Annotated in this window: 23 protein-coding genes; 22 read left to right on the forward strand and 1 reads right to left on the reverse strand. The window is 61.2% G+C overall.

The features are described from left to right. Nucleotides 1-2 precede the first annotated feature (2 nt). From rpsC to AC2A1F_RS12500, 22 genes are all read left to right on the forward strand, one after another. The gene (rpsC, locus tag AC2A1F_RS12395) at nucleotides 3-698 is read left to right on the forward strand and encodes a 30S ribosomal protein S3 (protein ID WP_292632091.1); all 696 of its coding nucleotides are present in this window, start codon (nucleotides 3-5) and stop codon (nucleotides 696-698) included. 22 nt (nucleotides 699-720) lie between these two features. Further along, on the forward strand, nucleotides 721-1,155 hold the full coding sequence (rplP, locus tag AC2A1F_RS12400; protein ID WP_144902025.1) for a 50S ribosomal protein L16: 435 nt from the start codon (nucleotides 721-723) through the stop codon (nucleotides 1,153-1,155). 11 nt (nucleotides 1,156-1,166) lie between these two features. Further along, entirely contained in the window at nucleotides 1,167-1,373 is a 207-nt protein-coding gene (gene rpmC, locus AC2A1F_RS12405; protein ID WP_484209097.1) for a 50S ribosomal protein L29, read from the forward strand. A gap of 10 nt (nucleotides 1,374-1,383) precedes the next feature. Continuing rightward, complete coding sequence (rpsQ, locus tag AC2A1F_RS12410) at nucleotides 1,384-1,653, forward strand: 30S ribosomal protein S17 (protein ID WP_484209098.1); 270 nt, start codon at nucleotides 1,384-1,386, stop codon at nucleotides 1,651-1,653. A gap of 104 nt (nucleotides 1,654-1,757) precedes the next feature. Beyond that, nucleotides 1,758-2,126, forward strand: a complete 369-nt coding sequence (gene rplN / locus AC2A1F_RS12415; protein WP_292632099.1) for a 50S ribosomal protein L14 — start codon at nucleotides 1,758-1,760, stop codon at nucleotides 2,124-2,126. Further along, nucleotides 2,126-2,443, forward strand: a complete 318-nt coding sequence (gene rplX, locus AC2A1F_RS12420; protein WP_484209099.1) for a 50S ribosomal protein L24 — start codon at nucleotides 2,126-2,128, stop codon at nucleotides 2,441-2,443. Before rplN ends, rplX begins: the two co-directional genes overlap by 1 nt. Next, complete coding sequence (gene rplE, locus AC2A1F_RS12425; RefSeq protein ID WP_292632103.1) at nucleotides 2,436-3,017, forward strand: 50S ribosomal protein L5; 582 nt, start codon at nucleotides 2,436-2,438, stop codon at nucleotides 3,015-3,017. Before rplX ends, rplE begins: the two co-directional genes overlap by 8 nt. 42 nt (nucleotides 3,018-3,059) lie before the next feature. Then, on the forward strand, nucleotides 3,060-3,365 hold the full coding sequence (gene rpsN / locus AC2A1F_RS12430) for a 30S ribosomal protein S14 (RefSeq protein WP_305616357.1): 306 nt from the start codon (nucleotides 3,060-3,062) through the stop codon (nucleotides 3,363-3,365). Between the two features lie 10 nt (nucleotides 3,366-3,375). After that, nucleotides 3,376-3,771, forward strand: a complete 396-nt coding sequence (gene rpsH / locus AC2A1F_RS12435) for a 30S ribosomal protein S8 (protein ID WP_292632106.1) — start codon at nucleotides 3,376-3,378, stop codon at nucleotides 3,769-3,771. Continuing rightward, nucleotides 3,771-4,304 (forward strand): 50S ribosomal protein L6, encoded by a 534-nt coding sequence (gene rplF, locus AC2A1F_RS12440; RefSeq protein WP_484209100.1) that lies wholly within the window; start codon nucleotides 3,771-3,773, stop codon nucleotides 4,302-4,304. The genes rpsH and rplF overlap by 1 nt, the downstream gene beginning before the upstream one ends. Continuing rightward, nucleotides 4,304-4,654 (forward strand): 50S ribosomal protein L18, encoded by a 351-nt coding sequence (gene rplR / locus AC2A1F_RS12445; protein ID WP_292632109.1) that lies wholly within the window; start codon nucleotides 4,304-4,306, stop codon nucleotides 4,652-4,654. The genes rplF and rplR overlap by 1 nt, the downstream gene beginning before the upstream one ends. A gap of 2 nt (nucleotides 4,655-4,656) precedes the next feature. Then, entirely contained in the window at nucleotides 4,657-5,388 is a 732-nt protein-coding gene (gene rpsE, locus AC2A1F_RS12450) for a 30S ribosomal protein S5 (protein ID WP_292632110.1), read from the forward strand. A 6-nt stretch (nucleotides 5,389-5,394) separates the two neighbouring features. Further along, nucleotides 5,395-5,571, forward strand: a complete 177-nt coding sequence (gene rpmD / locus AC2A1F_RS12455; RefSeq protein WP_054107573.1) for a 50S ribosomal protein L30 — start codon at nucleotides 5,395-5,397, stop codon at nucleotides 5,569-5,571. Between the two features lie 153 nt (nucleotides 5,572-5,724). Beyond that, nucleotides 5,725-6,249 carry a 50S ribosomal protein L15 gene (gene rplO, locus AC2A1F_RS12460; RefSeq protein WP_484209101.1) on the forward strand — a complete coding sequence of 175 codons (525 nt, stop codon included), beginning with the start codon at nucleotides 5,725-5,727 and terminating at the stop codon, nucleotides 6,247-6,249. 150 nt (nucleotides 6,250-6,399) lie between these two features. After that, complete coding sequence (gene secY, locus AC2A1F_RS12465) at nucleotides 6,400-7,767, forward strand: preprotein translocase subunit SecY (RefSeq protein ID WP_484209102.1); 1,368 nt, start codon at nucleotides 6,400-6,402, stop codon at nucleotides 7,765-7,767. Between the two features lie 98 nt (nucleotides 7,768-7,865). Beyond that, nucleotides 7,866-8,516 carry an adenylate kinase gene (locus AC2A1F_RS12470; RefSeq protein WP_484209103.1) on the forward strand — a complete coding sequence of 217 codons (651 nt, stop codon included), beginning with the start codon at nucleotides 7,866-7,868 and terminating at the stop codon, nucleotides 8,514-8,516. A 47-nt stretch (nucleotides 8,517-8,563) separates the two neighbouring features. Beyond that, entirely contained in the window at nucleotides 8,564-9,358 is a 795-nt protein-coding gene (locus tag AC2A1F_RS12475; protein ID WP_484209104.1) for an SRPBCC family protein, read from the forward strand. 271 nt (nucleotides 9,359-9,629) lie between these two features. Then, nucleotides 9,630-10,700, forward strand: coding sequence for a recombinase RecA (gene recA / locus AC2A1F_RS12480; RefSeq protein WP_484209105.1), 1,071 nt, complete (start codon nucleotides 9,630-9,632; stop codon nucleotides 10,698-10,700). Nucleotides 10,701-11,445: 745 nt separating this feature from the next. Beyond that, on the forward strand, nucleotides 11,446-12,072 hold the full coding sequence (locus tag AC2A1F_RS12485; protein ID WP_484209106.1) for a glutathione S-transferase family protein: 627 nt from the start codon (nucleotides 11,446-11,448) through the stop codon (nucleotides 12,070-12,072). A gap of 12 nt (nucleotides 12,073-12,084) precedes the next feature. Beyond that, a complete protein-coding gene (locus AC2A1F_RS12490) occupies nucleotides 12,085-12,912 on the forward strand; it encodes a class I SAM-dependent methyltransferase (RefSeq protein ID WP_484209107.1) in 828 nt (275 codons plus the stop codon). A gap of 43 nt (nucleotides 12,913-12,955) precedes the next feature. Beyond that, on the forward strand, nucleotides 12,956-15,613 hold the full coding sequence (alaS, locus tag AC2A1F_RS12495; RefSeq protein ID WP_484209108.1) for an alanine--tRNA ligase: 2,658 nt from the start codon (nucleotides 12,956-12,958) through the stop codon (nucleotides 15,611-15,613). Between the two features lie 60 nt (nucleotides 15,614-15,673). Then, the gene (locus tag AC2A1F_RS12500) at nucleotides 15,674-16,240 is read left to right on the forward strand and encodes a hypothetical protein (protein ID WP_484209109.1); all 567 of its coding nucleotides are present in this window, start codon (nucleotides 15,674-15,676) and stop codon (nucleotides 16,238-16,240) included. A gap of 5 nt (nucleotides 16,241-16,245) precedes the next feature. Here the strand turns inward: AC2A1F_RS12500 and AC2A1F_RS12505 are convergent, their stop codons facing one another. Continuing rightward, entirely contained in the window at nucleotides 16,246-18,030 is a 1,785-nt protein-coding gene (locus AC2A1F_RS12505) for a cation:proton antiporter domain-containing protein (protein WP_484209110.1), read from the reverse strand. Between the last annotated feature and the right edge of the window lie 26 nt (nucleotides 18,031-18,056).

Below are 18,056 nucleotides of genomic sequence, written 5' to 3' on the forward strand. Positions count from 1 at the left end.
TCATGGGTCATAAATCGAACCCCATCGGTCTGCGCCTGCAGATCAACCGCACCTGGGACAGCCGCTGGTACGCCGAAGGGCGCAACTATGCGCAGATGCTCAAGGAAGACCTTGCGATCCGCAAGTTCATCGTCGAAGCGTTGCCGCAGGCTGCGATCTCGAAGGTGGTGATTGAACGCCCGGCCAAGCTGTGCCGCGTGTCGATCTATGCCGCCCGTCCGGGAGTAATCATCGGCAAGAAGGGTGCAGACATCGAAAAGCTGCGCTCGAAGCTGGCCGCGATGACCAACAGCGATGTGAAGTTGAACATCGTCGAAATCCGCAAGCCGGAAATCGACAGCAAGCTGGTTGCTCAGGGCATTGCCGATCAGCTCATCCGCCGTGTGGCTTTCCGCCGGGCGATGAAGCGTGCGATGCAGTCGGCCATGCGACTTGGTGCAGAAGGCATCAAGATCACCTGTGGCGGCCGTCTTGGCGGCGCGGAAATCGCGCGCGTTGAATCGTACCGCGAAGGTCGCGTTCCGGCGCATACGCTGCGTGCGAACATCGACTACGCCGAAGCCGAAGCCCTCACCGCCTATGGCATCATCGGTATCAAGACCTGGATCTTCAAAGGCGAGATCCTGGGGCATGATCCGATGGCGCAGGACCGACTGATGATGGAAGCTCAGACTTCCGGCGTCCGTCCGGCTCGTTGATCCTCGAGGTTAGAGAAGCACCATGCTGCAACCGAAGAAGACCAAGTTCCGCAAGACCTTCAAGGGCCGCATCCACGGTCTGGCCAAGGGTGGCACGGACCTGAACTTCGGCTCCTACGGCCTCAAAGCCCTGGAACCGGAACGCGTTACCGCCCGCCAGATCGAAGCGGCCCGCCGTGCGATCACGCGCCACATCCGCCGTCAAGGGCGCCTGTGGATCCGCGTGTTCCCCGATGTGCCAGTGTCGAAGAAGCCTGCCGAAGTCCGTCAGGGCAAGGGCAAAGGTTCGATCGAATATTGGGCAGCCCGTGTAAAGCCGGGTCGCATCCTGTTTGAACTCGATGGCGTTCCCGGTCCGCTGGCGGCCGAGGCTTTCAGCCGCGCCGCAATGAAGCTGCCGATCAAGACGAAGGTCGTTGCCCGCCTGGGTGATACTTCGCACCTTGGTGGCGAGTGATTGGGAACCGAATGATGGCCAAGATCGAAGACTTTCGCGCCAAGAGCGATGACCAGCTTACCGCTGACCTCGCCGAATTGAAGCGCGAGCAGTTCAACCTGCGTTTCCAAGGCGCGACGAACCAGCTTGAGCGCCCCGCGCGCATCAAGGAAGTCCGTCGCGACATCGCGCGCATCAAGACGCTGCAGACTGAGCGTTCTCAGTCGGCCCAGGCGTAAGGACGAAAGTATGCCAAAGCGAATCCTCGTTGGAACGATCGTTTCCGACAAGACCGACAAGACCGTGGTCGTGAAGGTCGAGCGTAAGGTGAAGCACCCGCTGTACGGGAAGATCATCCGCCGCTCGAAGAAGTATCACGCTCATGACGAGGCGAATGCCTTCAAGGCTGGTGAAACCGTGCGTATCGAAGAGACTGCGCCGATTTCGAAGCTGAAGACGTGGAAGGTCATCGACCGCGTCACGGCCAGCAAGGGCACCGCGGTAGAAGCGGACGTCTGAGCAGTTTGGGGTTGCTTTGCGGCACAAGTCGTATAGCGGACCCCGACTTGATTTTTGGAACTGCCGGACTGGTTCCGGCAAGCCAGTGAGAAGGAACCGGATCAATGATCCAGATGCAATCCAATCTCGACGTGGCGGACAACAGCGGCGCAAAGCGCGTTCAGTGCATCAAGGTGCTGGGTGGGTCTAAGCGTCGGTTCGCAAGCGTCGGCGACATCATCGTGGTGTCGGTGAAAGAAGCGCAGCCGCGTGCTCGCGTCAAGAAGGGCGATGTTCATCGCGCCGTGATCGTGCGGACCCGCAAGGATGTTCGCCGTTCCGACGGTTCGGTCATCCGCTTCGACGGCAATGCCGCGGTGCTCGTCGGCAAGAACGAAGAGCCCATCGGCACGCGTATCTTCGGACCTGTGGTGCGTGAACTGCGCGCCAAGGGCTTCATGAAGATCATCAGCCTTGCGCCGGAGGTGCTGTAATGGCTTCCGCTAAGATCAAGAAGGGCGACACTGTCGTCGTTCGTTCGGGCAAGGACAAGGGCCGCACCGGCACTGTCCTGCAGGTCCTTCCCAAGGATGAGAAGGTTGTCGTGCAGGGCGTGAACATCGCCGCGCGTCACCGCAAGCCAAGCCAGACCAACCCGCAGGGTGGCATCGATCGCTTTGAAGCGCCGATGCACATCTCGAAGGTTTCGGTAGCCGACAAGGATGGCAAGCCCACCCGCGTCCGCTTCGAAGAGCGCGATGGCAAGAAGGTCCGCGTGGCCGTCAAGTCCGGGGAGGCTATCGATGTCTGACAAATACACACCGCGTATGCGGTCGAAGTATGATGCCGAAATCGTAGCCGCGATGCAGGCCAAGTTCGGCTACAAGAACGTGATGGAAATCCCGCGCATCGAAAAGATCACGCTCAACATGGGCGTGGGCGAAGCGAGCCAGGACAAGAAGAAGGTCACGACTGCAGCTGCCGAAATGGAGCTGATCGCTGGCCAGAAGCCTGTCATCACCAAGGCGAAGAAGTCTATCGCGCAGTTCAAGCTGCGTGAAGGCATGCCGATCGGTTGCAAGGTTACCCTGCGCCGCGAACGCATGTATGAATTCCTCGACCGCCTGATCACCGTTGCAATGCCTCGCATCCGTGACTTCCGGGGCCTGAACCCGAAGTCGTTCGATGGCCGTGGCAACTATGCGATGGGTCTGAAGGAGCAGATCATCTTCCCAGAGATCAGCTACGACCAGATCGACAAGGTGCGTGGCATGGATATCATCGTCACCACAACCGCCAAGACCGACGACGAAGCGCGCGAGTTGCTGCGTCTGTTCGGTTTCCCGTTCCCGCAGGAAGCTGCTGAAGAGCAGCAGGCTGCTTGAACGTTGTTGGCTCACCAGAATTGAAGAAGAGAGCTTAAGTCCATGGCGAAACTGAGTTCCATCAACAAGAACGAGAAGCGCAAGAAGCTCGTTGTAAAGTACGCGGCAAAGTTTGCTGCGCTTAAGGCTATTGCTGACGATGAGTCGCTCGAAGAAACCGAGCGTCTGATCGCCCGCCTGAAGATGGCCGAGCTTCCGCGCAACGCGAACCCGACCCGGGTGCGCAATCGTTGTGCAACCACCGGTCGCCCGCGCGGCTACTATCGCAAGTTCGGCCTTTGCCGGATCGAGCTGCGGGACAAGGGCAACAAGGGCCTTATCCCCGGCCTGACCAAGTCGAGCTGGTAAGGATCATCCGATGGCAATGACCGACCCCCTGGGTGATATGCTCACCCGCATCCGCAACGGCCAGCAGGCGAAGAAGGACACCGTCCTTTCGCCCGCTTCTAAGCTGCGTGCACACGTGCTCGAAGTTCTCCAGCGCGAAGGCTACATCCGTGGCTTTTCGGAGGACGCCACCGGCGCCCACCCGCAGCTGCGCATCGAGCTGAAGTATTTCGAAGGACAGCCTGCGATCAAGCATGTTGCCCGTGTCTCCAAGCCTGGCCGCCGCGTCTATTCGGGTTCCAAGGAACTTCCGGTAATCCGCAACGGCCTTGGCATCACCATCGTCTCGACGCCAAAGGGCGTGCTTTCGGATGCCGAAGCGCGCGCTGCCAACGTCGGTGGCGAAGTGCTGGCGGAGGTGTTCTGATGAGCCGCATCGGCAAGAAACCAGTAGCGATCCCCGGTGGTGTTACTGCGAACATTGCGGACGGCGTGCTGACCGTTAAGGGCCCCAAGGGCACCCTGACGCTCACGCTCCGCGATGAAATCAGCTACATCGTCGAAGGCGACACCATTTCGGTGAAGCCCGCCAACGATACCAAAGCGGCGCGTGCCTTCTGGGGCATGCAGCGCACTCTGGTCGACAACCTGATGACGGGCGTCACGCAGGGCTACACCAAGGTTCTGGAAATCACCGGCGTTGGCTATCGTGCCAATTCGCAGGGCAAGAACCTGAAGCTGCAGCTTGGCTACAGCCACGACGTCGATTTCGCCGTGCCGGAAGGCATCGAGATCAAGACCCCGGATAACACCACGGTCGAAATCTCTGGCATCGACAAGCAGAAGGTCGGCCAGGTGGCCGCCGAGATCCGTCGCTGGCGCAAGCCCGAGCCTTACAAGGGCAAGGGTATCAAGTACCGCGGCGAGTTTATCTTCCGCAAGGAAGGGAAGAAGAAGTAATGGCAAAGCTGTCTCTCTTCGCACGCCGCCGCCGTCGCGTCCGTACGGCGCTGAAGGCGCGTTCGGGCGGGCGTCCCCGTCTGTCGGTGCATCGCTCCGGCCGTCACATCTACGTTCAGATCATCGACGATGCTGCAGGCAAGACGCTTGCTGCAGCCTCGACGCTGGTCAAGGGCGAGAAGTCTATCGGTGCGAATATCGATGCCGCCACTAAGGTGGGCACCGAAATCGCCGAGAAGGCCAAGGCCGCTGGCATTTCCTCCGTCGTGTTCGACCGCGGTGGGTTCCTTTTCCATGGCCGCGTGAAGGCGCTGGCTGATGCTGCCCGTGCTGGCGGGCTGGAGTTCTGACAATGGCTGACGAAACCAACCTGGATGGCGTCGCTCCGGTCGAGGCGACCGGCGGTGAGCCGCAGCAGCGTGAAGGTCGTGGCCGTGGTCGCGGCCGTGGCGGGAATGACCGTGGCGGCAACAACGATCGCGGTGGCAACCGTGGTGGCCGTCGCGATGATCGTCGTGGCGGTGGCCGTGGCGGTGACGATGATGGTGGTGAAGAGCTGATCGAAAAGCTCGTCCACATCAATCGCGTGTCCAAGACCGTCAAGGGCGGCAAGCGCTTCGGCTTTGCTGCACTGGTCGTGGTCGGCGACGGCAAGGGCCGTGCAGGCTTTGGCAAGGGCAAGGCCCGCGAAGTGCCTGAAGCGATCACCAAGGCCACTGCCGCTGCAAAGCGCGCCATGGTCCGCGTGCCGCTGAAGGAAGGCCGCACTCTGCATCACGACGGCAAGGGCCGTTTCGGTGCAGGCAAGGTCAACGTTCGCACTGCGCCTGCCGGGACTGGTATTATCGCCGGTGGCCCGATGCGCGCCGTGTTCGAAAGCCTTGGCGTTGCTGACGTGGTGACCAAGTCGGTCGGCACATCCAACCCATACAACATGATCCGCGCAACCTTCGACGCGCTTGTCAGCCAGACTTCGCCGAAGTCGGTTGCCCAGCGTCGTGGCAAGAAGGTTGCCGATCTGCTCGGCCGTGGTGGCGCTTCGGTGGTTGAAGCCGAAGCCGCTGCTGACGCCATTACGGAGTAATCGGTCATGGCTACGATCAAGATCAAGCAGATCGGCTCGCCGATCCGTCGCCCCGAACACCAGAAGAAGATTCTGATCGGTCTGGGCCTGGGCAAGATGAATCGCGTGGTTGAGCTGGAAGATACAGCTGAAGTGCGCGGCGCGATTGCCAAGCTTCCCCACATGGTGGCCGTGGTCGACTGACCCACGGTTTCCATTAGGGATTAAGGGACGCCCCGGCCATGTGCCGGGGTTTTCCGTTTGAATCGATTCACCAATAGGGGTGACATGCTGCGGCCTTTGGCCTAAGGGCGCCCCTTCCATTCAGCGCGACAAAAGCGAAAGCGAGTGCACGACATGAAACTGAACGAAATCTCCGACAACAATGGCGCCCGCAAGGGCCGCATGCGCGTTGGCCGTGGCATCGGCTCGGGCAAGGGCAAGACTGCCGGCCGCGGTCAAAAGGGAGCCAAGGCGCGTTCGGGCGTCAGCATCAACGGTTTCGAAGGCGGCCAGATGCCGCTCCACATGCGCATCCCGAAGCGCGGCTTCAACAACATCTTCGCCAAGGATTTTGCCGAAGTGAACCTGGGCATGATCCAGAAGTTCATCGATGCCGGCAAGATCGATGTTTCGGCTCCGGTCGATCACGCAGCGCTCAAAGCTGCAGGCCTTGCCCGTGGCGGCAAGGATGGTGTGCGTCTGCTCGGCAAGGGCGAGTTCACAGCCAAGGTCACCTTCAAGGTTGACGGCGTGAGCAAGGGCGCGCTTGACGCGGTGCAGAAGGCTGGCGGTTCGGTTGAACTGCCCGAGGCTGTGCCCAGCGAGCATGAAAAGAAGACGGCTCGTCGCGAAGTGAACAAGGCCAACAAGGCCAAGTAAGCACCTTCCCGATCCCCGCCCGCCAGTCGGGCGGGGATTTCGGCATTGCAGGGGTTCGACTTTTGTCACCCCGCACTATATGGGCTAGGACAAGACGTCCGAGACCCGGAGCCTTTGGCCCGGTTTCGCAGCAAGGCTTAGAACCCCGAAATGGCATCACGCGCCGATAACATCGCCAGCAATCTGAATCTGGCCAACTTCTCCAAGGCAACCGAGCTGAAGAACCGCATCTGGTTCACAGTCGGCGCATTGATCGTGTTCCGCTTCCTCAGCTTCGTGCCGTTGCCCGGCGTGAACCCGCTGATCATGGAAACACTCTACGATCAGACGCGCGGTGGCGTGCTTGATATCTTCAATGCGTTTTCTGGCGGTTCGCTGGAGCGTATGAGCCTGATCGCGCTGGGCGTGATGCCCTATATCACCGCATCGATCGTGGTGCAGCTGGCCGCTTCGCTTCATCCGACCCTTGCGGCGATGAAGAAGGAAGGCGAAAGCGGGCGCAAGAAGCTTAACCAGTATACGCGTTACGGCGCGGTGTTCCTGACCGCCATTCAAGGCTGGGTGCTCGCCTCCGGGCTTGAGGCTTACGGCGCGTCGAGCGGACTGCAGGCGGTGGTCAACCCCGGCATGCTGTTCCGCGTGGGTGCGGTGATTTCGCTGATCGGTGGTACGATGTTCCTGCTGTGGCTGGGTGAACAGATCACCTCGCGCGGGATCGGCAACGGCGTTTCGCTGATTATCATGGCCGGGATCGTGGCGCAGTTGCCAAAGTTCTTTGGCAACCTGTTCGAAGGCGGGCGCACCGGCTCGATCTCGCCGTTCCTGATCGTTGGCATCGTGATCATGTTGGTGGTGCTGGTGCTGGCGATCTGCTTCTTCGAACGCGCATCGCGCCGGTTGCTGATCCAGTATCCCAAGCGCGCCACGCAGCGCGGGATGATGCAGGCCGATAGCAGCCATTTGCCGCTCAAGCTGAACACCGCGGGCGTCATTCCGCCGATCTTCGCCAGCTCATTGCTGCTGCTGCCGCTCACGATCACGCAGTTTGCCGGCAACTCGATCTCGCCCGACACCACGATGGGTCAGGCGATTGTGACGCTCAACCAGTATCTGGGCCACGGCAAGCCGCTCTACATGGTGCTGTATGCGCTGGGGATCATCTTCTTCGCGTTCTTCTATACGGCCGTGGTGTTCAACCCGGAAGAAACGGCCGAGAACCTCAAAAAGAATGGTGGTTTCATTCCTGGCATCCGTCCGGGAAAAAACACCATGAACTACCTCGACTATGTGCTGACTCGCATTACCGTGCTGGGTGCTGCATACATCACCGTGGTTTGTGTGGTTCCGGAATATATCATGGCCGAAACGGGCATGGGTGCGGTGTTCTTTGGAGGCACCAGCCTGCTGATCGTGGTCAACGTGACAGTCGATACAATCACCCAGATCCAGTCGCATCTGCTGGCGCACCAGTATGGCGATCTGATCAAGAAGGCGAAGCTGAAGGGCCGACTGCGCTGAGGGTTCAATTGGGCTGAGGGTTCAATTGGGCTGAAGGACCATTTGGGCTGAGGGCCAATTGGACTAAGGGCAGCAGTCGCAAGAGGGGATAAAAAGGCGTGAACATCATCCTGTTGGGCCCTCCGGGCGCGGGCAAGGGCACCCAGGCACAGCGTCTGGTTGAGCGGCATGGCATGAAGCAGCTGTCGACCGGCGACATGTTGCGCGCCGCCGTGAAGGCGGGAACGCCGGTCGGTTTGAAGGCCAAGGCGGTGATGGAAGCGGGCGAGCTCGTTTCGGACGAGATCGTCTCGGCGCTGATCGGCGATGAGCTGGACGCGCTGCCCGAGGGGCAAGGCGCTATCTTTGACGGCTATCCGCGCACGGCTCCGCAAGCGGCATCGCTTGATGCGATCCTTGAAGCGCGGGGTAAGCGGTTGGACCATGTCGTCGAACTGGACGTAAACGAGGACGCGCTGGTCGAGCGGATCATCGGGCGCTACACCTGTGCCAGTTGCGGCAAGGGCTATCACGACGTGTTCGAGAAGCCTGTGGTCGAAGGCACGTGTGACAAGTGCGGCAGCCACGAATTCAAGCGCCGCCCCGATGACAACGAAGACACCGTGCGCACGCGGATGGCTGAATACCGCGCCAAGACAGCGCCGATCCTGCCGATCTATGACGCCCGCGGCATCGTTGCCCGGGTGGACGGCATGGCGGAGATGGACGCGGTGACGGCAGCCATTGAGGCGATCGTCGGCACGCGCTAACAGGGCTGGATGATGCCGCTTTTTCAGGGCGGTAGGAGGCCTTGGCAATGCGCATGATAGCAAACGTGGTGACCGCCGGGGGACTGGCGATGGCTTTGGCAGGCTTTGCCGCTCCAGCCTGTGCGGAAGTGGCGCTGAAGACCGAAGCGGGGTTCGTGCTGCGCGTTTCGGCAGAAGTGGCAGCCAGCCCTGCTGATGCGTGGAAGGCCTTTACTACGCCATCGCTCTGGTGGTCGGCGGAGCACACTTTTTCGGGTGAGGCGCTGAACCTTACGCTCGATCCGGTGGCCAATGGCTGTTTTTGCGAAAAGCTGCCTGTGCCCAAGGATGCCTTGGCCGCGCAAAAGCCCGGTTCTGTCATGCACATGCGTGTGGTCTATGCCGAACCTTATCGCGCCTTGCGGTTGGTTGGCGGGTTGGGGCCGCTGCAATCAGAGGCCGTGAATGGCACAATGACCGCCACCTTCAAGCCGGTGGATGGAAGCGGCGGCAAGGCGACGCGGGTTCTGTGGGAATATGTGGTCGGTGGCTTCATGCGCTATAAGACTGAGGTGATCTCCGGCGCGGTTGATAAAGTGCTCGAAGGACAATTGGCCAGGTTGGTTAAAGTGCTGGGCCCGGTGAAGGCCGTTGCTGCAGGACCGGAACTGCCGCTGGATGAGCCTAAAGCGCCTGAACCGCTGGTAGCAGAGCCCGTTAGCGAGGATGCCGCGCCCACCAATGAAGAGTCCAGTTATACGCCGGACCTGACGAAGGATGAAGTCGAGGCTGGCGAGTCCGTAAAGTCGGCGCTGGACAAGCTGTTCCCCGGCACAGCGAAACCGCTGCCAGAAGGTCGGTAAGCTGGTTGTAGCGAATCGGCGCTGTTAGAACTGGCGGTCCCTTCATTTCCGAAGCATCTTTTGCATCAATGTGTGGGCGGGCTACAGGCTTTCCCACAGGGTTCGTACGCTGCTGCGTGACGGAAATTGCTTTCCCCGATAGAAGTTTGGGAAGAGTTATCGCCATTGCGGAGAATTATTTTCGTTCCCCACTTGTTCTATGAGAACAGAAAGAGTACATAAGCCTTGTTGACGGTTCATGTGAGCCAACTCTAGCAAGGGAAACGAAGCCATGGCGGCTCAGCTCAAGCTCATCGAGGAAGGTAAGATCAAGGACATGGATCGTCAGAAGGCGCTCGACGCGGCCCTTGCACAGATTGACCGTGCGTTTGGCAAAGGTTCGGCCATGAAGCTGGGCTCGAAAGAAACGATGCAGGTGGAAGCGATTTCCACCGGATCGCTGGGCCTTGATATCGCGCTTGGTGTGGGCGGTTTGCCGCGTGGGCGAGTGATTGAGATCTACGGTCCAGAAAGCTCGGGAAAAACCACGCTGGCGCTGCATGTCATTGCCGAGGCCCAGAAGGGTGGCGGCACGGCTGCGTTCATCGATGCCGAACATGCGCTTGATCCGGTCTATGCCCGCAAGCTTGGGGTGAACATTGATGAACTGATCGTATCGCAGCCCGATACCGGTGAACAGGCGCTCGAAATCGTCGATACGCTGGTGCGCTCTAACGCGATTGACGTGCTGGTGGTGGACTCGGTTGCTGCACTGGTGCCCCGCGCCGAAATCGAAGGCGAAATGGGTGACAGCCACGTGGGTCTTCAGGCCCGCCTGATGAGCCAATCGCTCCGCAAGCTGACCGGTTCGATCAGTCGTTCGCGCTGCATGGTGATCTTCATCAACCAGCTGCGCATGAAAATCGGCGTGATGTACGGCAATCCTGAAACGACGACCGGCGGCAATGCGCTGAAGTTCTACGCCTCGGTCCGCCTCGACATCCGCCGCACCGGACAGATCAAGGATCGTGACGAGATCGTTGGCAACGCCACGCGCGTGAAGGTGGTGAAGAACAAGGTCGCTCCGCCGTTCAAGCAGGTCGAATTTGACATCATGTATGGCGAAGGCATTTCCAAGATCGGGGAAATCCTTGATCTTGGTGTGAAGGCCGGCGTGGTCGAAAAGTCTGGCGCATGGTTCAGCTATGATTCGATCCGCATCGGTCAGGGCCGCGAAAATTCGAAGAATTTCCTGCGTGAAAACCCCGAGATCTGCAACCGCATCGAAGCCGCGATCCGTGGCCGCACCGATCAGGTTGCCGAAGGACTGATGGCTGGCCCGGACGCGGACGACGACATCTGATCCTTCAAGGCGTCAGGCCGGATGCACCGCCCCGGACCCCTGATCGCCAGACCAAAGAGCCCGCGCGTTCCCCGGCAGGAACGTGCGGGCTTTTTGTTTAGGGATTAAATGGTTTGCAAGCACGTCCATTGGATGATTTCAGCGATCTCGTCGGCAGTCCCATGCGGAGAATGTGTTTCGCGCAGAGTCCGCAAAGGAAGAAGAGATCGCAATGGGGGCCAAGCGGCGGCAAAGCCGTTTAACGAAATCGAATGCCGCAGCTATCACAAGGTCATTGGGTTAGCTTGCCACTAGAACACTTTCCGACCAATCTGGATCACGGTGTTTGCGAGACGACGCTTGATGGCAAGGCGCGGCGCGCGGCCGGGGTTGGTTACACCTGTAAGCGACGTAACGCCGTCCAGCCAACTTCCATTTGCAACCGCTGCGCGGCGGGCCGAACTGGGTTCAGCGCAGCGTTGATCGACAGTCACAATGCAACTGCATTTCTCGTTCCTCGCGCCTTGCGCTGAAGCCAATTCGACCCCGTCACGGTGACCTAGATCGGTCGAAAAGTGTTTTAATCCCGGCGCACCATCTCTGCTTCCTTTGCGTCCTCTGCGCGAAACTCCTTGTCCTTAGGGCGACGCTCGCAACGTGCAGTTGAGCTGCTGGTCATTTGAGTTTGCAAGCGAGCCAAACACCTTTCGTTTGCGTTCTGAAGGTTGGGCCTTAACCTTGCGCTTAAATCATCGGGAGAGTCGCTGTGGGTATTGTCGTGCATCATCTCAACAACAGCCGGTCGCAGCGGGTGCTGTGGCTGCTGGAAGAGCTGGGGATCGACTATGAGATCCGGCACTATCAGCGCGATGCTGTGACCAATCTTGCGCCGCCCGAACTGAAGGCGGTGCATCCGCTGGGCAAATCGCCGTTGCTGGAGATCGACGGGCGCGTGATCGAGGAATCAGGGGCGATCGTGCAAGTGCTGTGCGAGCGCTATGGCAATGGCGCGTGGTTGCCTGCGGCGGGTTCAGACGAGGCGGTACGCCATCTGGAACTGATGCATTTTGCCGAAGGGTCGGCGATGACGCCGGTGCTGATGCAGATTTATACGTCGCGTCTGGGAGATGCGGCAGCGCCGCTCAAGCCGCGTATTGATGAGCAGTTGGCGGCGCACTTTGGCTATATGGAGCAAATCCTGCAGCCATCGGGGCACTTTATCGGCGATGATTGGACCGGGGCCGATGTGATGCTGAGCTTCCCGGCGGAAATTGCGGTGATGCAGGGTGCAGGGGTGCATTTCCCCAAGCTCGCTGCGTTTGTGGCTGCCGTGCATGCACGTCCAGCCTGGCAGCGGGCGCGGAAGAAGGGCGGCGATTACTTCGGCATGTAAAGGCAACGGTTGATGACGAGCGCGACGGATTGGCAAGGCACTGTAGGCCGCAGCTGGGCGCAGGAATGGCAGCGCACCGACATCAGCTTTGGCGAGCTGACGCCGCATCTGCTGGCGGCGATTGTGGCTGAGCCGGGGCGGCAGATTGTGGATCTGGGTTGCGGGGCGGGGGAGCTTGCGATTGCGGTGGCAAAGGCGCGCCCGGAGGCTGTGGTGACCGGCGTCGATATCTCGGTGGACCTAGTGGCCACGGCAAGCGCGAGAGCTTCTGCCAGCAATGTGCGGTTTCTGATGGCGGACGCTTCGCACTGGCAGCCCGATGGCGGGCGGCCTGATCTGTATGTTTCGCGCCATGGGGTGATGTTCTTTCCCGATCCGCCGCAGGCCTTTGCGCATCTGGCCGCCGTTGCGGAGCCGGGGGCGCGGATGATGTTTTCGTGCTTTCGCAAGGCTGCGGAGAATGGTTGGGCGCGGGAAATCGCTGGCTTGCTGCCGCCGAGCGAGCCGCCTGTGCCGCAGCGCTTTGCGCCGGGGCCGTTCGCCTTTGCCGATCCCGATCATGTGCGGTTGTGCATGGCAGGATGGACCGATCACGAGTTCGTGCCGGTAGACTTTGCCTATGTGGCAGGCACCGGGGCCGATCCGGTAGGCGAGGCGATGGCGCTGTTCCGGCGAATCGGCCCGGCGGCATCAGCACTGCGCACCCTGCCAGAGCCGCAGCGGAGCGAGGTGGAAGAGCGGCTGCTGGCGCTGGTGGAAGCCCATCTGGAAGGCGGCCGCGTGGCATTTCCTGCCGCAGCCTGGGTGGTAAGTGCTTCGTCCGATCACCGTAATGGATGAAACGTGCTTGTAGCGCGCCGACCGGTCGCCTAATCGACAGATTATGACTTCTACGAACGAAATTCGCCGGTCCTTCCTCGACTACTTTGGCTCAACCGGGCACGATGTGGTGCAGTCCGCGCCGCTGGTGCCCTATAACGATCCCACCCTGATGTTCGTGAACGCAGGGATGGTGCCGTTCAAGAACGTGTTCACCGGGTTCGAGACGCGGGCTACGCCGCGCGCGACGTCTTCGCAGAAGTGCGTGCGGGCAGGCGGCAAGCACAACGATCTGGACAATGTTGGCTACACTGCGCGGCATCACACGTTCTTCGAAATGCTCGGCAATTTCTCGTTCGGGGACTATTTCAAGGATCAGGCGATCACGCATGCGTGGACGCTGTTGACCAAGGAATGGGGGCTGCCCAAGGACAAGCTGATCGCCACCGTTTATCACACCGACGACGAGGCGTTTGCGCTGTGGCAGAAAATCGCAGGGCTTCCCGAAGATCGTATCATCCGCATTGCTACCAAGGACAACTTCTGGGCGATGGGTGATGATGGCCCGTGCGGGCCGTGTTCGGAGATTTTCTTCGATCACGGCGACCACATCTGGGGCGGACCTCCGGGATCGCCGGACGAAGATGGGGACCGGTTCATCGAGATCTGGAACTTGGTGTTCATGCAGTTCGAGCAGACCGCGGGTGAAATCACCGGAAGCCTGCCCAAGCCCAGCATCGATACCGGCATGGGTCTGGAGCGCATTGCCGCGGTGCTGCAGGGTCAACACGATAACTATGACACCGACACGTTCAAGGCGCTGATTGCGGCTTCGGAAAGCCTGACGTCGGTCAAGGCCGAGGGTGAGAATACCGCCAGCCACCGTGTGATTGCCGACCATTTGCGGTCGACCAGCTTCCTGCTGGCCGATGGAGTGCTGCCATCGAACGAGGGGCGCGGCTATGTGCTGCGCCGGATCATGCGCCGCGCGATGCGCCATGCGCACCTGCTGGGCGCGCGCGATCCGCTGATGCACCGTCTGGTGCCGGCGCTGGTGGCCGAAATGGGCGCGGCCTATCCTGAGCTGGGGCGCGCGCAGCCGCTGATCGAGGAAACGCTGCTGCGCGAAGAGGTTCAGTTCCGGCGTACGCTTTCCAACGGACTGCGGTTGCTCGACGAGACGACCGGATCGCTGGGCGAGGGGGACAAGCTGCCGGGCGAAACCGCGTTCAAGCTCTATGACACGTATGGCTTCCCCTATGACCTGACCGAGGACGCCCTGCGCGCACGCGGGATCAGCGTGGACCGCGAAGGCTTTGATGCGGCGATGGCGCAGCAGAAAGCAGCGGCGCGCGCGGCTTGGAAGGGTTCGGGCCAAGCGGCCGACGGCGAAGTGTGGTTCGACATTGCCGAGCGCGTGGGCGCGACCGAATTCACCGGCTACACGGCCACCACTGGCGAGGCGCAGGTTGTTGCGTTGGTCAGGGATGGCAAGGAAGTGGACAGCGCGGCGGCGGGTGATGTGGTGAGCGTGATCGTCAACCAGACGCCGTTCTATGGCGAAAGCGGTGGGCAGACCGGCGATGCGGGCACGATTACCGGGGCTGGCGGGCTGGTGCTGGCGGTGGGCGATACGTCCAAGCCGCTGGGCCGATTGCATGCGCACAATGCCACGGTCACCGCAGGATCGGTGAAAGTGGGCGATGTGGTGAAGTTGGCGATTGATGTGGAGCGCCGCGATGCGATCCGTGCGAACCATTCGGCCACGCACCTGCTGCATGCGGCGCTGCGCAACCGGTTGGGTGGGCACGTGACGCAGAAGGGTTCGCTCGTGGCGGCAGACCGCTTGCGCTTTGACTTTTCGCAGCCGACCGCGCTGACGGCAGAGGATATTGCCGCGATCGAGGCCGAAGTGAACGCCGAGATCCGCGCGAACGAGCCGGTGACGACGCGGCTGATGAGCCCCGAGGATGCCATCGAGGCCGGGGCCATGGCACTATTTGGCGAGAAGTATGGCGATGAAGTGCGCGTGCTGAGCATGGGCCGCGCGGTGGACAAGCATTTCTCGGTGGAACTGTGCGGCGGCACGCATGTGCGCGCGCTGGGCGATATCGGCGTGTTCCGCATTGTCAGCGAAAGCGCGGTGTCATCGGGAGTGCGGCGCATCGAGGCGCTGACCGGTGAGGGCGCGCGGCAGTGGTTTGTGGCGCGCGAGGATGCGCTGAAGAGCACCGCCGCTATCCTGCGCACGACGCCTGAGGACGTGGAAGCGCGCGTTGCGGCGCTGATGGACGAGCGCAAGAAGCTGGAGCGTGAGCTGGCCGAGGCGAAGAAGGCATTGGCGCTCGCCGGTGCTTTTGGGGGCGGCGGCGGGAAAGCTGAAAGCGCCGACGAGGACGTGGGCGGGGTGACGTTTTCGGGCCAGGTGCTCGAAGGATTGGACCCCAAGGACCTGCGCGGACTTCTGGATCAGGCCAAGCAGCGCATGGGATCGGGCGTGGCGGTGATCGTGGCGGTGAACGAGGGCAAGGCCTCTATCGCGGCTGCTGTGACCGAGGATCTGGTCGGCAAAGTTAGTGCGGTCGATCTGGTGCGTGCGGGCGTGGAAGCGCTGGGCGGCAAGGGCGGCGGTGGCCGCCCGGATATGGCGCAAGGCGGCGGGCCGGATGGTTCGAAGGCGGCGGAATCTGTGGCTGCGGCGAGGGCCGTGCTGGCGGGCTGACTTGTGTCTGCAACTGTGCTGGCATAGCTTCAAGCATGCTTTGACGATGAAGGAAGCGGTATGACGACGCAGGATGGTGCAAGGGTGCTGGCGATCATTGCGTTTGTGATCGGTTCCGCAGGTGCGGCGCAGGCGCAATCGACGAAGCTCGAGCCGCCGACCCGTGGGGAAATCATGGTCCCTCCACCGCCGCCAGCGCCTATTGCAGTTGCGCCTTCATATTATCCGTATTCGCGGCCTGTGCGGTTGAAGCCTGTGCCGGTGTCGGTTGAGGTCATGGGTGGCGGCGCAACGCTTTATAAGGGCGACTTGCGCATTGGGGACAGCAATGCGTCCTACAATATGAACTTGAACGAGGCTTATGACGCCTGCCCGGCGGATGGCAATGGCGTGCCACGGTTTTCGAACGTCACCAGCTCTTTCCGTGTCTCGGTCTCGCGGCGGGAAAAAGGGCCGAAGAATGTTGAGCAGTTCAACGTCAGCGTGAACTGGACGCGGCCCGGCCCTGCTTGCGAAGGCGGCGTTTCGAACGTGGGATTTGATCGTACCGTGGCGATCGCTCCCGGTGCAACGGTGACATTGACCGGGGACGCGGGTCTTACTGTGCGCGTCACGCGCGGCCAGTAGGCGCTTCAGGCGCTCCTTTCGCGTAGCGAGGCGGATTTTAGCCGGGGCAGGGAATTGAGTTCGCCCTCTTCCTTGATCTTCTGGCGGAATTCATCGCGCTTTTCGTGGATTGAGGCGATGACAGGGCCCATCGGGAAGCCGAGATCGACCAGCACGGCTTCGGACAGTTGCAGCGAGCTTTCCAGCGTTTCGGGCACGGCGTGGCTGGCGCCCGCCTTATAGAGTGCGGCTGCGTGGCTGGCGTCGCGGGCGCGGACGATAATTGGCAGGTCCGGGTGCGCGCTGCGCAGTTTCTTGACCATGCGCAAGATCAGGACGGGCTCGTCCATCGTCAGGATCATGGCTCTGGCATTGTCGAGACCAAGCCGTTCGATCGCGGCTTCGCTGTCGACATTGCCGAACACCACGGGCAGGCCGTCGTGGCGTGCGGCGCGCACAATGACAGGATCGGTATCAATCCCCAGCCATGCCGCACCGTGGACGCTGAGCATCTCGGCAATCAGCCGTCCGACGCGGCCAAAGCCCATGACCACCACGCGCTCGCCGTCCGGTTCTGGCACGGACATGGTCTGGCCTGCGTCGGCAGTGTCCTTGTCGAGGCGGCCGGCCAATGTTTCGCCAAGTTTAGCCAACATCGGTGTGATCGTAAGCCCGATGGCTGTCACGATTTGCCAGAACTGCGCTGTTTCGCGGTCGATCAGCGAGGCTTCTGCGGCGGCGGTCAGGACGATCAGAGTGGTTTCCGATGGGCTGGCCATCAGGATGCCCGTTTGCAGTGCGGTGGCGCGGGCCTTGCCCATGGCGCGCAAAGCAAAGCCGGTGACCACGGCCTTGAGAATCACCACGCCCAGCACGGCCAAGGTTAGCGGCCCGATCTGCGCCCAGACCACGCGCAAATCGATGCCCATGCCGATGGTGATCAGGAAGACGCCGAGTGCGAGGCCTTTGAACGGTTTGGTAATTGCCTCGACTTCGGAATGGTATTCGGTTTCAGCGATCAAAAGTCCGGCCAGCAGTGCGCCCATGATCGGGGACAGGCCGACCATCGATGTGGCAAGCGCTGATGCGATGACCACGAGCATCGTAGCTGCAAGGAACAGTTCGGGGCTTTTGGTAAGCGCGGCCTGCGCGAACAGGCGTGGGAGCAGTAATCGTCCGAAGACGAGCAACGCGGCAACCACAAGCGCCCCGTAAAGCAGTGTTTCGCCTAGCGATGGACCAGCATCGGCAATCGCATAGGGTGCAAAGGCCCCCAGAATGAAGATGATCGGAACCAGAGCGATATCTTCGAACAGCAGCATGGCAAGCGCGGCGCGCCCGACCGGGCCTTGCGTGCCGGATATGGGCAGCACGAGGGCGGTGGATGACAGCGCGAGCGCAAGGCCAAGTCCGAATGCGCCGCTGATCGGAAGGCCCGAGAGCATCAGCACTCCGGCCAGCAGGAAGGCTGACACGCCCAGTTCCATCGCGCCAAGGCCGAAGACGAGGCGGCGCATGTCCCACAGGCGGTTGAACGACAATTCGAGCCCGATTTCGAACAGCAGCAGGATGATCCCGAATTCGGCAAAGGGCGTGATCGCTGCCGGATCGGTGATCGTGACATGATAGAGCCACGGATACTGGCTGACGAGCGAGCCGAGGCCGAAGGGGCCGACGGCAAGGCCAACGAGGATGAAGCCGATGATTGGGGTGATGCGCAGCCGCGCGAAGGCCGGAATGACGATCCCGGCAGCGCCAAGGACCACGAGGACATCGGATAGTGCGGTTGTCGGTTCGAGATTGCCTGCCATGCGATAAGGTTAGGGGAGGAGCGACG

This window comes from Novosphingobium sp. HNCC26BN242 (assembly GCF_057180525.1).

Bases quoted from the DNA above. Each gene is read 5' to 3' on its own strand.
- rplO (WP_484209101.1), top strand. From the start codon at position 5,725: ATGAAACTGAACGAAATCTCCGACAACAATGGCGCCCGCAAGGGCCGC.
- rpsH (WP_292632106.1), top strand. From the start codon at position 3,376: ATGGCAATGACCGACCCCCTGGGTGATATGCTCACCCGCATCCGCAAC.
- rplE (WP_292632103.1), top strand. From the start codon at position 2,436: ATGTCTGACAAATACACACCGCGTATGCGGTCGAAGTATGATGCCGAA.
- rpsE (WP_292632110.1), top strand. From the start codon at position 4,657: ATGGCTGACGAAACCAACCTGGATGGCGTCGCTCCGGTCGAGGCGACC.
- AC2A1F_RS12490 (WP_484209107.1), top strand. From the start codon at position 12,085: ATGACGAGCGCGACGGATTGGCAAGGCACTGTAGGCCGCAGCTGGGCG.
- alaS (WP_484209108.1), top strand. From the start codon at position 12,956: ATGACTTCTACGAACGAAATTCGCCGGTCCTTCCTCGACTACTTTGGC.
- secY (WP_484209102.1), top strand. From the start codon at position 6,400: ATGGCATCACGCGCCGATAACATCGCCAGCAATCTGAATCTGGCCAAC.
- recA (WP_484209105.1), top strand. From the start codon at position 9,630: ATGGCGGCTCAGCTCAAGCTCATCGAGGAAGGTAAGATCAAGGACATG.
- rplN (WP_292632099.1), top strand. From the start codon at position 1,758: ATGATCCAGATGCAATCCAATCTCGACGTGGCGGACAACAGCGGCGCA.
- rpsN (WP_305616357.1), top strand. From the start codon at position 3,060: ATGGCGAAACTGAGTTCCATCAACAAGAACGAGAAGCGCAAGAAGCTC.
- rpsC (WP_292632091.1), top strand. From the start codon at position 3: ATGGGTCATAAATCGAACCCCATCGGTCTGCGCCTGCAGATCAACCGC.
- rpmC (WP_484209097.1), top strand. From the start codon at position 1,167: ATGATGGCCAAGATCGAAGACTTTCGCGCCAAGAGCGATGACCAGCTT.
- AC2A1F_RS12505 (WP_484209110.1), bottom strand. From the start codon at position 18,030: ATGGCAGGCAATCTCGAACCGACAACCGCACTATCCGATGTCCTCGTG.
- rplP (WP_144902025.1), top strand. From the start codon at position 721: ATGCTGCAACCGAAGAAGACCAAGTTCCGCAAGACCTTCAAGGGCCGC.
- rpmD (WP_054107573.1), top strand. From the start codon at position 5,395: ATGGCTACGATCAAGATCAAGCAGATCGGCTCGCCGATCCGTCGCCCC.
- rplR (WP_292632109.1), top strand. From the start codon at position 4,304: ATGGCAAAGCTGTCTCTCTTCGCACGCCGCCGCCGTCGCGTCCGTACG.
- rpsQ (WP_484209098.1), top strand. From the start codon at position 1,384: ATGCCAAAGCGAATCCTCGTTGGAACGATCGTTTCCGACAAGACCGAC.
- rplX (WP_484209099.1), top strand. From the start codon at position 2,126: ATGGCTTCCGCTAAGATCAAGAAGGGCGACACTGTCGTCGTTCGTTCG.
- rplF (WP_484209100.1), top strand. From the start codon at position 3,771: ATGAGCCGCATCGGCAAGAAACCAGTAGCGATCCCCGGTGGTGTTACT.
- AC2A1F_RS12475 (WP_484209104.1), top strand. From the start codon at position 8,564: ATGCGCATGATAGCAAACGTGGTGACCGCCGGGGGACTGGCGATGGCT.
- AC2A1F_RS12500 (WP_484209109.1), top strand. From the start codon at position 15,674: ATGACGACGCAGGATGGTGCAAGGGTGCTGGCGATCATTGCGTTTGTG.